Below are 12,200 nucleotides of genomic sequence, written 5' to 3' on the forward strand. Positions count from 1 at the left end.
CTTGCACCCTAATGCCGCACCGCGCCGACACCAGCCCTTGTCGAGCAATGTCGGCGCGCCGCAGATCAGAAGGTCAGGCGAACCCCCGCCTGATAACGCCGGTCGTTCCGGAACCAGGCGTTCGGCTTGAGCAGACCATCGGCGTCGACCTGCTGGTACAGGACGGTGTCGGTTCCGAGCAGGTTCGTCCCTTCGAGTATGAACTCGATATTGTCGGTCGCGCGCAGTCGTACCGAGGCATCAAGATAACCCGTTCCCTTCTGCCAGATCGGCAAGGCCACGCAGCAATCGATTGCCGTGACGAGGAATTTGGACCGCCAGTTATAGGCGACACGCGCCGACACGCGCCCCTTTTCGTACATGCCAACCAAATTGTAGCTGTATTTCGAAACCCCCTCGAGCGCGTCGGCCCTGACCGCCGTTTCGTCATAGCGGACGCCGCCGCCCTCGGTTCCGGCCCCGGTTTCGTTGGTCAGATTGATCGTCTCGATCCCGTTGTTCTTCACATAGGTGAAATTCGCCTGGACACCGAAGCCATCGAGCGGGTCGGGAAGGAAATCGAAGAAGGTCTGCAGCGACACTTCGGCCCCATAGATATTCGCGCCCTTACCATTGACCGGGCGTCGGACATCGACCGTCTCGGTGACGCCATTGTTCTGCACGTCCATCAAGAAAGCCCCATCCTGGACATAGTTCAGGAATTTCTTGTAGAATCCGGTAACCGTCAGCGACGATGCGGGACCCATATAATATTCAAGCGTCAAGTCGAACTGGTCGGCAACGATCGGTTTCAACCCCGGGTTGCCCGATCGGCCACGATATTGCCAGTCATAGGAAATCGGCTTGCCGGTCGCATCATATTTGATGTTGGGATCGTCCCGATTGGCGAAATTGGGCCCGATACGACTGATCGACAGGAAATTGCGCAGCAACCCCAGATCGGGCCGCGAAATGGCACGTGAGTAAGCGAAACGCGAAACCAGCTTGTCGGACAGGTCGAATTTCACGTTGAAACTGGGCATGGCGTGAAAATGGTTCGCGTTCACGTCGCTCGACCGCGTGCTGCCGTTGTTAAAGGCCAGTTCGGCAGGGGTGACGAGACAGCCCGCCGTTACTGTGGGACGCCCGGTGCCCGGGTCGGTCCCCTCGACGCAGTCCAGTTCGTTGGCCGTAAACGCCACGGGGAAGGTCGTCGCGCCCAGTGTATCGTTGCGCGTCCACACGAGGCGAACGCCGATGTTGCCGGAAATTCCGACCCCGCCGATCGCCAGATCCTCACCGCCGAATTTGGCCATCGCATAGCCGGCGAAGGTTCGCTCGCTGACTTTGTGAATTTCGCTGGGCAGGTAGCAGCCAAATTCCTTTTCAACCGTCTCGCCGGCACGGTAGCCGGCGTTCGAGCAGACAGGAAAATAATCGCCAACCCCGATCGCCGGACGGCCGAGCGCCGCCGCCAGTCCTTCCCGACTGCTCAGCTTGTCCATGTTGAAAAACTGGAAGGTGTGATGGTTCAGCTGATTGCCCGCGAAAAAGTCGCGGCCAAAACTGTGCGCGCCATAATTTCCGGCGGGATATACCGCGCTGTCCATGTTGAAATAGGGCGCCTGGGTATAAGTCCAGGTGTTGGAAATATTGGCCCAGTTATAAGCCCCCCAACGCACGGTCTGGTCACGGTCGGAATAACGCGCGCCAACCTTGATCGCGTCGAGCCAGCCCGAATCCACGTCATATTCAAGGTCCGCCCGCAACGCGACTTCCTGTCCGTCGCTATCCTCGGTGTGGTCGGTGATCGCGTAATAATAATAGTTGTTCGCGTTGGTCAGCCCGCCCCCGGAAAGGTTGATATTGTCGGCCGTCGCCGGTTGAAATTCGAGCCGGGGATATTTGCCCGTCAAGTCGACATAAGCATTGGCATAGCTGCGTGCCGTCACCGACGCATTATAGTTCTGAACCGTCGAATCGACATATTGGCCATCGAGCGTCAACTGGACATTGTCGACAATGTTCCACCGGAAATTCAAGCCGAAATCCTGTGTCACCTGCTTGTTCCGGAGCGCGTTCGCCTGGGTATCGAGCTGCGGCGCCCGACGCCCGTTGGTGCATCCCTCCCAAGAATAGCATCGATTGAAAAAGGCCTGCCCATTTTCGTTGACGCCAAGACCAAGATTGGCATTACCTTCGCCGACATAGGGTCGCTGGGCCGACCACCAACCGGTCAGGAAATTGCCATCATCGTCGAAGGTGAACGGCGCGGTACCACGCAGCGGCGCGACGAATGCCGGATCCGTAATCATCGAATCGGTCGCCGCCCCATAAATGCTGAATGCGCTCGATAAGATCGAGTATTCCCGCCAGCTATTATTATACTGCGACCGGTTATATTGCCCGGTCAACAACATGCTGTCGTCGTTCGATCGCCATTGGAACGCCGCCGACACGCCATAGCGTTTGCGGTCATATTCGTTATCGCGCATCGAAATGCCGCTGGGGATATACTGTTTTCCAGCCCCGAAAACGCCGTTAAAGATAGCCATGCGGTCGAATTGCACGCCCTGGCTGGCCGTTTTGGCATGCGAATAAGCGCCGTTCAGCATCAAGCCGATCTCGCCGATGCCGGTATCCCAACGATCCGAAACAATAGCCGAAATTTCCGGAGTCGATTTGCGCGAAATATCGCCATAGGTGTTCTTGAGCGAGATGGAGATCAATCGTCCATCCTGATCAAAGGGCACGCGCGTACGCAGATTGACGACGCCGGCGATACCGCCTTCGATCAGATCGGCCGTCTGGTTCTTGTAAACGTCCATGCCGCCCAAAAGTTCGGGCGAGACATCCTGCCAGCTCAGCCCGCGCGACGAATTGGCGCTGAAGGTATCGCGCCCGTTGAATTCCGAACGAACCTGGTTGAGACCGCGAATGATGACCCCGGACGGTTCCGCGGAAAAGTGGGCCGTGTCGTCGGTACCCGCAAAGCGGTTGACCGTGATGCCCGGTACGCGCTGCAGCGCCTCCGCCACCGATTTGTCGGGAAAGGAACCGATATCTTCGGCGGTGATGGAATCGATGACCGTGTCGGCGCTGCGTTTGCGCCCCTGCGCCGATTCCAGATTGGCGCGAATGCCCGTTACGATGATCATATCGTCCGCATCCGCCGCGTCCGCACCCGAATCGACGGGAGCCTCCTGCGCAGCCGCCGGAACGCTCAGCGCCCCGACAAGGGCGGCAACGCAAATTCCCTGCAACAAGCGATCGCGCATATTGAAGCTACGGGCAGACCTCTCGCTCATCCTCTTCATCCCCTTTGCGTCCGGTCTCGACTGCCATTTCTGCAATCTTTATAAGACCAATTGATTGATTGGACTATTACCAATAGACTACAAATTATATTCGCTGTCTATCGCTAATTTACACGTAAGAAAATTACACAGGCGCAAGGACGGGGCGAGAGGGAGGATTTGGCATATGAGATTGATTTCACTGGATGTTTTGCGCGGCATGACCGTCGCCGGAATGATCCTCGTCAACTCCGCCGCGGCGCTGAAATATGGCGCGGACGTGGATGTCTCCCCGATTCTGCTTCATGCCAACTGGGATGGCCTCACTCTGGCCGATCTCGTTTTTCCGGGATTTTTGACGATGGTGGGAATCGCGATTCCCTTTTCCATGCAGCATGTTGATCGCGCTTCTCCGAATTATGGCCGAATCGTTACGCGAACGGCACGCCTGCTTTTCCTCGGCTTCATCCTCAGCAATCTCTATTGGTTTGCGAGTTTCGCCTCGGGCGACTGGCGATTGTTCGGCGTGCTCCAGCGGATCGGTCTCGTCTATGGTGCCTGCGCCATATTGTTTCTTACCCTGGGAACACGGGCGAGATTGATCCTGGCGGCGGCCATATTGATCACCTATTGGCCGATCGCCCTGCTCCCCGCCCTCGATGGACTGGCCACCGACCTTTGGGTGCGCGGGCATAATTTCATCGCATCGATCGATCGCGCCGTCCTTGGCAACCATGTTTTTGTCAAAGGAGCGGAAGGATATGACCCCGAGGGTATCCTCAGCACCTTGCCCGCGATCGCTCAAGGCATGATCGGCATGGCGATCGGCGAAATGCTGATCGGGCGCCAAGGCCGGGCAACGCGCTCCGTGGCAATCGCTGGCGCCGCGATGCTGATCGGGGGCGGGCTCTGGGGCCTGGTCTTTCCCATCGTCAAGGACATTTGGTCGAGCAGTTTCGTCCTTGTGACGAGCGGCATCACCATTCTGGTCCTCGCGCTTCTGCACCATTTTCTCGATCGCGAAGGGCGCGTGCCCGGGATGGCGACGACCACGATGCTGGCCTTTGGCGCCAATGCGATCGCTGCCTATACGCTGCATCAGGTGACGGCCGGGGTCGTGACCTGGGACATCATGCTCGCCCCCTTTGGCGCTGCACGTTCAGCGCTTGGCGATCCCGTCGCCGCGCTGATCCCCATCCTCATCTATATGTTGCTGATCTGGGGTGCGATGGAATGGCTAAGGCGCAAGGGGTGGATCATCAAAATTTGATCCGGGCGCAGATACATCTTGATGCAGAACATATAACCTATATAGTACCAATGAGCGGGAGGGTATATGATCCCGCCGGGAGAGACATTGGAATGACTGGTACCGCCGCCCTGCGCGGAGAAGCGACGCTGATGGAAGCCGAAGCCGGCGAGGCGGGCGCGGTCGTCGCCCGCTTGCTCGCGGCGAATCGCGCAACCTTTGCGGCCATTGGGGAACGGCTGCGTTCCGCACCACCGACAGGCGTCGTAACATGCGCGCGCGGATCGTCCGATCACGCCGCAACCTATGCCAAATATCTGATCGAAACCGTGACGGGTACGCCGACCGCATCGGCGGCGCTGTCGGTTGCATCGGTCTATGATGCGCCCGTCGCGCCCGGAAACCGGCTGTGCCTCGCCATTTCTCAATCCGGGAAAAGTCCCGACCTGCTGGCGACCGTGCGACAGCAACGCGCCTCTGGCGCCTATGTCGTCGCCCTGATCAATGCCGAAGACGCACCGCTCGCCGCGCTCGCCGATGTCGTGATCGCCCTCTCAGCGGGACCGGAACGCTCGGTAGCCGCAACCAAATCCTATATCGCATCGCTCGCCGCGATCGCTGCGCTGGTGGCCGCCTGGTCCGAGGAAGAGGCGCTGACAAGTGCGCTCGCCAACCTGCCCGCCCAGCTCGAGCAGGCTTTTGCATTCGACTGGGCGCCAGCCGTCGCCGCCTATCGCGACGCGACCAACCTGTTCGTCCTTGGTCGCGGCCTTGGCCTGGGCGTCGCACAGGAAGCGGCGCTGAAGTTCAAGGAAACCTGTGCGCTCCACGCCGAAAGCTTCAGCGCGGCCGAAGTCCGCCATGGCCCGATGGCAATCGTCGGCGACCGCTTTCACGTCCTTGCCTTTGGCGGCAGCGATGCCGCAGGCACCAGCGTCCGCGACGCCGCAGCCGAATTTCGCGGCCGCGGCGCCACGGTCCTGCTCGCGGACCCCGATTCCGAAATCGCCGACCTGCCGGCAATCGGCGCCCACCCCGCCGTGGAGCCGATTTTGCTGATCCAAAGCTTTTACAGGATGGCGAATGCGCTGTCGCTCGCACGGGGATGCAACCCCGACTCGCCCCCGCATCTAAACAAGGTTACCGAGACGCTATGATCCTTCGCTTTCAGAACGGCTGGGTCGCACTGCCGGGTGGCGTCGTCGAGGCGGCGAACATCGCCGTCGCCGACGGCGCCATCACGTCCGTCCTGACCGCCGGCGCCGAGCGGGCCGACGATATCGTCGATCTGGAAGGAGGCTGGCTGTTGCCCGGCTTCATCGACACCCAGGTCAATGGCGGTGGCGGCGTATTGTTCAACGATCAGGTCGATGTGGACGCCATCGCCGCGATCGGCGAAGCCCATGCCCGTTACGGCACCACCGCCTTTCTGCCGACGCTGATCAGCGACACGCCCCAGCAGATCGCCGCCGCTCTGGCCGCCGTCGATGCCGCGATCGACCAGGGCACTCCCGGTGTCGTCGGCATTCATATCGAAGGCCCCTTCATCAACGAACGGCGACGCGGCATTCACGAGGCCCATCGAATCCGCCGTCTCGACGCCGATACGCTGTCCATGCTGATCGCCCCGCGACGCGGGCGCGTCATGCTGACGCTGGCACCCGAATTGTGCGACGAAGAGGATATTCAGACCCTCGTCCGCCACGGCGTCATCGTCAGCGCAGGGCACAGCGATGCAAGCTATGAAGAGGCCCAGCGAGCGATCACCGCTGGCCTGTCGGGTTTCACCCATCTCTTCAACGCCATGTCGCCGCTGCACCATCGCAAACCCGGCGCGGTCGGCGCCGCGTTTGATTCCGACTGCTATTGCGGGTTGATCGTCGACGACGTTCATCTGCATCCCGCCGTCGTTCGCCTGGCAGTTACCGCCAAGGGCAAGCACCGGGTCATGCTCGTTACCGACGCCATGCCCAGCGTCGGCACCGACGACCGTGAATTCACCCTGCAAGGCAAACGCATCGCGGTCCGCGACGGCGTCTGCATTTTCGAGGATGGAACGCTGGCCGGCACACATCTCGACATGGCCTCTGCCGTCCGTAAGACGGTCGAGGTCACGGGGCTGTCGGTTGCCGACGTCGCGACCATGGCCAGCGCGACGCCCGCCGGTTTCCTCTCGCTCGGCACCAGCCACGGTGCCATTGCACAAGGGCGACGTGCCGATTGGGTGTGGCTCGATACCGCGCTGCAACCGCGCATGACGTGGATCGGCGGCATACCGTTGTCCGATTCTTCCGCGCATCTCACTGCTGCCGCACAATAAACGGGAATTTGCCGATGAGCCTGATCATTACCTCTCCGCTCAGAGGTTGGGTTTCGGCTTTGGACGGCGTCCCCGACCCCGTTTTCGCCGACCGAATGATGGGAGACGGGATCGCGATTCAGCCGTTGGACGATACGGTCGTCGCCCCTTTTGATGGCGAGGTCTTGACGGTTCACGAGGCGGGGCACGCCATCGCGCTGCGGAGCGTCGAAGGGGCGGAGGTGCTGATCCATATCGGCCTCGATACCGTTGCGTTAAAAGGCGTGGGCTTTACCCCGCTGGTCCGCGCGGGTCAGAGCGTGACGCGCGGCGAGGAATTGATCCATTTCGACATTGACGCCGTGGCCCTGGCGGCGCCCAGCCTGATCACCCCGGTAATCGTCACCAACGCCGATGCCTTTACAATCGCGCGACGCACGCTCGACACCGCAGTCGGCGCATGCGAAGCGCTGATGACGCTTGCCCCCGTACAGGCCGAAGCCCGGCGCTGGTCCGACGACGGAACCGTGATCGAACAGGCGATAAAGTTGAATTTGCCGCACGGCCTCCACGCCCGGCCCGCCGCCCGCATCGGCGAATGCGCGCGCGCATTCCAGGCCGATATTTTCCTGCGGCGCAGCGAGAAACGGGGCGATGCCCGCAGCACGGTCGCCTTGCTGGCCCTCGGTGCGGCGTTCGACGACGAACTTGTCGTCGAGGCCCGCGGCGACGATGCCGAAGCGGCGCTGGCCGCCGTTGTTGCCCTGCTGGCCTCCGGAATGGATGAAGCCATACCGGCAAAGACGATGCCCGCCGCCGAGCCATCGGCAACGCCGCTCGAACCCGGCCAGATCGGAGGCGTCATCGCCTCGCCTGGACTGGCGATGGGAGTGGTAGCTCGCCTCGCCAAAACCGATATTGCCGTTTCCCGCGAAGGCGCGGGGACGGAAGCGGAACGCCGGGCACTGCAAGATGCGCGTGAACAGGTTCGCAGCCGCATCACCGCCCGCGCGCAGGCCGGAGGGAGCATCGCGGCGGTGATGCAAGCACATCTGGCGCTGGTCGACGACCCCGCCCTGATCGCCGCCGCCGATGCGCGGATCGCAGCAGGCAACAGCGCGGGTTTTGCCTGGCGCGGCGCCATCCATGACCAGATCGATGCTTTGCGCGCGACCCGGAACAGCCACCTGATCGAAAGGATCGACGATCTGGTCGATATCGAACGCCAGGTGCTCGGTACGCTTGCATCTGTTCCGACGGGGACGGAGGCAATCCCGGAAGGCGCGATACTGGTTGCCGACGATCTGTTCCCTTCCGAACTGGTCATGCTTGCTGCCAGCGGCCTCGCCGGCGTTGCCCTGACACGCGGCGGACCGACTTCCCATGTCGCGATCCTGTGCGCAGGGATGGGGGTGCCCGCGCTGGTCGCGATGGGTGACGCGCTGGCCGCCGCCGAGGACGGCGCGCTGCTGTTGCTCGATGCCGAAAACGGTCATGCAACGCCGAACCCAACGGACGACGGGATCGACGCTTTTCGCGCCCGCCTCGCGGCGCGCGATGCCCGGCGCGAGACGGCGCGCGCCGCCGCCGCCGATCGCTGTCACACCGCGGATGGCACGCGGATCGAGGTATTCGCGAATATCGGAACGACCGACGACGCCGCCAACGCCGCCAGCCAGGGTGCCGAAGGATCGGGACTGGTGCGCAGCGAATTCCTGTTTCTGGGGCGCGACACCGCGCCGTCGGAAGATGAACAGCATGCCGCCTATCAAGCGATCGTGGAGGCGATGGTGGGGGGGGCGGTTATTTTTCGTCTGCTTGATATCGGCGGCGACAAGCCGGCGGCCTATATCCCCATCGAGGCCGAGGAAAACCCCGCTTTGGGACAGCGCGGCATCCGTGTCGCGCTGGCCCGGCCCGACCTGCTCGAAACACAGCTGCGCGCGATTTTGCGCGTAAAACCCGTCGATCGATGCAAGATCATGATCCCGATGATCGCGAGCCTTGCCGAACTGCGCGCGGTGCGCGGCATCGTCGACCGGCTGCGCGAAGAGATGGCGATCGACACGCCCGTCGAGGTCGGGGTGATGGTCGAAACCCCCGCGGCCGCGATGACCGCCGACCTGTTGGCCGCCGAGGCCGATTTCCTGTCGATCGGCACAAACGACCTGACCCAATATGTGCTGGCGATGGATCGCGGCAATCCCGCGGTCGCCGCCGGGGTCGATGCGATGCACCCCGCCGTGCTGCGCATGATCGCCGAGACATGCCGCCTGGCCGCCACGCACGGCCGGTGGGTCGGCGTGTGCGGCGGGCTGGCGTCGGACCCGGCCGCCTTGCCCATCCTGATCGGGCTGGGCGTCACCGAATTGTCCACGGTGCCGGGTTTTGTCGCAGAGGCGAAGCAAATCGTCCGCGACCTGACAATGGATGACGCCCGCGCCCATGCGCAGCGCGCCCTGGCCTGCGCCTCGGCAGCGGACGTCCGCGCCCTGGCGCGCCGTTTTTGAGGAGAGACGGGGATGAGGAAGATTCTCGAGAGGCTGCAACCGCTCGGCCGCGCACTGATGCTGCCGATCGCCGTGCTGCCGATCGCAGGGGTGTTGCTGCGGATCGGCCAGCCCGACCTGCTCGACATCGCCTTTGTCACGGCCGCCGGGGCCGCGATCTTCGACAATCTGGGCATCCTGTTCGCGATCGGCGTCGCGGTCGGTTTTGCGCGTGACGGCAATGGCGCCGCCGCGCTGGCGGGCGTGACCTGTTACCTGATCACGATGACCGGGGCGCAAACCTTTCTGATCGTGCCGCCCGACATCGGCGCGGGCCTGCCTGAAGCCGCCGCGGCGCTGGCCGCCAAAAATTGGGCAGTGGGCCAGATCGACCGGCTGGAGGTCCCGATCGGCATCCTGTCGGGCCTGATCGCCGGAAATTTCTATAATCGCTTCGCCTCGATCGCGCTGCCCGAATATCTGGCCTTTTTCGGCGGACGGAGGTTCGTCCCGATCATCAGCGGCGTCGCCGGATTGCTGCTCGCCGCGGTCTTTGGCTATGGCTATGCCCATATCAGCGGCGCCATCGACGGCGCCAGCCGCGCCGCGGTCGAAAGCGGCGGAGCGGGCCTGTTCATCTATGGCCTGTTCAACCGCCTGCTGATCGTGACCGGCCTGCACCACATCATCAACAATGTGACCTGGTTTCTGGTCGGCGACTTTGGCGGAGCGACCGGCGACCTCCGGCGCTTTTTCGCCGGCGACCCCGATGCGGGCGCCTTCATGTCCGGTTTCTTTCCCGTCATGATGTTCGGCCTGCCCGCCGCGTGCCTGGCGATGTATCACGAAGCCCGGCCCGAACGGCGCAAGCTGGTGGGGGGCATGTTGTTCAGCCTGGCCTTCACCAGCTTTCTGACCGGCGTGACGGAACCCATCGAATTCACCTTCATGTTCGTGGCGCCGCTGCTCTTTGCCATCCACGCCGTCCTGACGGGGGTTTCCATGGCGCTGATGGACGCCCTGGGCATCAAGCTGGGCTTTGGCTTTTCAGCCGGATTGTTCGACTATGTCCTGAACTTCGGCCTTTCCTCCCGGCCATGGCTGCTGCTGCCGGTCGGCGCGGTTTACGGGCTGCTCTATTATGGCCTGTTCCGTTTCTTTATCCGGCGCTTCGACCTTTCCACACCCGGCCGCGAAAAGGGCCCTGTCGCAGCCCCCACGACCGCCAAGGCGGGAACGGATCGCGGAGAGGCGTTCGTCGCCGCGCTGGGCGGCTCCGCCAATCTGGTCAGCGTCGATGCCTGCACCACCCGGCTGCGGTTGATCGTCGCCGACCAGCAGGCCATCGACGATGCCGCATTGTCGGCGCTGGGCGCGCGCGGCATCATTCGCCCGTCGGCCAATGCCGCCCAAGTCGTGCTGGGGACGATCGCCGACCTGGTGGCGGAGGAAATTCGCGGATCGCTGAGCGCCGGCGGCATATCGGCCCCCGCAATCACCCTGATCGATCCTGCCATGGAGACAGCGCCGGCAAAGCTGCCCGACGCCATATCAGGCGCGTTGGGGGGCGATGCCAATATCCTGGGCGTCCATAGCCTGCACGGCCGTTTCCGGGTCGAACTGGTGGACGGCGAGGCTATCGACGAAAGCGCCCTGGCGCGTCTGACGCGCGGCATTGTTCGGCCGCAGGCGGATATCCTGCACATCCTGCCCACCTGATGGGCACGGCGCTGGCGTCCCTGCTGCTGTTTTGGCTGGCCGGTGCGGACGGCGATGCGCAAAGCCACCCGCCGTCGCCCCTGCCCGTCCATGTCGGCGGGCGCACGATCGAAACGGCGGAAGGAGGGCATCGTTTCGGATGGCCCGGCGTCTATATCGAGGGCCGGTTTCACGGATCGTCGGTGCGCGTTCGTTTCGACGCCCCCCACGACCATGTTCGCCTGTCCATCGATGGCGTGGAATCCCGCCTGTTCGAAGCGCCCGGCCCCGTCGATCTGGACATTTCGGGCCTGACCGAGGGCGAGCATGTCATACGCCTCGACAAGCTGACCGAAAGCCAGACGGGGCACAGCCGCTTCATCGCCTTTGAAACCGTCGGCACGCCGCTGTCGCCACAACCGCGCACGCGGCAGATCGAGTTCATCGGCGACAGTTTTTCGGTGGGCTATGGCAATCTGTCGAACAGCCCCGATTGCACCGGCGCCGACGTCCATGCCCTGACGGACACCAGCCGCGCCTTTGGCCCGCTGACCGCCGCAGCGCTGGACGCAGATTATCGCATCAACGCCTTTTCCGGTTTCGGCATGGTTCGCAATTATGAGGGCCGGGTCCCCGGCGAAAGCCTGCCGCGTCTGTATCCTCGCGCCATTCCGGGCGAACCGGCACCGGAAACGGCCGATCCGCACTGGTCGCCGCAATGGATCGTAATCAATCTGGGCACCAATGATTTTTCCACCGGCGTTCGTCCCGGCGAAGCCTGGCCCGATGCCGCGGCCTTGAAAGCGGCCTATCGCGACCGCTACGCCGGTTTCGTGCAGTCACTCGCCGCCCGGCATCCCGGCGCCCAGTTCATCCTGATGGGCGCCGACCCTTTTTTCGCCGACGTCGAGCGCGTCGTTCCCATGCTGCCCCGCCCGCTTTCCGCGCGGGTGCGCACGTTGCGCTTTTCCGGCCTGGACCTGCGCGGCTGTCACGGCCACCCTTCGGCATCCGATCACCGCACGCTTGCCGCCATGCTGCTGAAGCTTGTCGCCCCGCGCTAACTGACCGGCCCCCACCGAGTGGTCCGCTGGGATTGTTAGTGCATTGACGCGTCCATCGCCAGTGTTGGCCGCAGGTGGAGCGAAGCGGAACCGGCGGGCGACACTGGCGATGGAACGGCCTCCGGC

The 12,200-nt window shown here is 63.0% G+C and carries 7 protein-coding genes and 1 pseudogene; 6 read left to right on the forward strand and 2 right to left on the reverse strand.

Features of this window, described 5'->3' with window-relative positions; genetic code table 11:
- Positions 1-65 precede the first annotated feature (65 nt).
- Positions 66-3,287, reverse strand: a complete 3,222-nt coding sequence (locus U0S50_RS14300) for a TonB-dependent receptor (RefSeq protein WP_322309440.1) — start codon at positions 3,285-3,287, stop codon at positions 66-68.
- A gap of 175 nt (positions 3,288-3,462) precedes the next feature.
- Here U0S50_RS14300 and U0S50_RS14305 point away from each other — a divergent pair, with 175 nt between their 5' ends.
- The 6 genes from U0S50_RS14305 to U0S50_RS14330 all read left to right on the forward strand — a co-directional run bounded on the left by U0S50_RS14305 (position 3,463) and on the right by U0S50_RS14330 (position 12,074).
- On the forward strand, positions 3,463-4,545 hold the full coding sequence (locus U0S50_RS14305; protein WP_322309441.1) for an acyltransferase family protein: 1,083 nt from the start codon (positions 3,463-3,465) through the stop codon (positions 4,543-4,545).
- Positions 4,546-4,637: 92 nt separating this feature from the next.
- Positions 4,638-5,681 (forward strand): SIS domain-containing protein, encoded by a 1,044-nt coding sequence (locus U0S50_RS14310; protein WP_322309442.1) that lies wholly within the window; start codon positions 4,638-4,640, stop codon positions 5,679-5,681.
- Positions 5,678-6,844: an N-acetylglucosamine-6-phosphate deacetylase gene (gene nagA / locus U0S50_RS14315; protein WP_322309443.1), complete on the forward strand. Its 1,167-nt coding sequence runs from the start codon at positions 5,678-5,680 to the stop codon at positions 6,842-6,844. Before U0S50_RS14310 ends, nagA begins: the two co-directional genes overlap by 4 nt.
- A 14-nt stretch (positions 6,845-6,858) precedes the next feature.
- The gene (gene ptsP / locus U0S50_RS14320) at positions 6,859-9,333 is read left to right on the forward strand and encodes a phosphoenolpyruvate--protein phosphotransferase (RefSeq protein WP_322309444.1); all 2,475 of its coding nucleotides are present in this window, start codon (positions 6,859-6,861) and stop codon (positions 9,331-9,333) included.
- A 12-nt stretch (positions 9,334-9,345) separates the two neighbouring features.
- Positions 9,346-11,031 carry an N-acetylglucosamine-specific PTS transporter subunit IIBC gene (gene nagE, locus U0S50_RS14325; protein ID WP_322309445.1) on the forward strand — a complete coding sequence of 562 codons (1,686 nt, stop codon included), beginning with the start codon at positions 9,346-9,348 and terminating at the stop codon, positions 11,029-11,031.
- Positions 11,031-12,074, forward strand: coding sequence for an SGNH/GDSL hydrolase family protein (locus U0S50_RS14330; protein WP_322309446.1), 1,044 nt, complete (start codon positions 11,031-11,033; stop codon positions 12,072-12,074). The genes nagE and U0S50_RS14330 overlap by 1 nt, the downstream gene beginning before the upstream one ends.
- A 35-nt stretch (positions 12,075-12,109) precedes the next feature.
- Here U0S50_RS14330 and U0S50_RS14335 read toward each other — a convergent pair.
- Positions 12,110-12,200: pseudogene (locus U0S50_RS14335) on the reverse strand (integrase catalytic subunit); the annotation flags it as partial.

Source organism: Sphingopyxis sp., assembly GCF_034380315.1.
Lineage (GTDB): Bacteria > Pseudomonadota > Alphaproteobacteria > Sphingomonadales > Sphingomonadaceae > Sphingopyxis.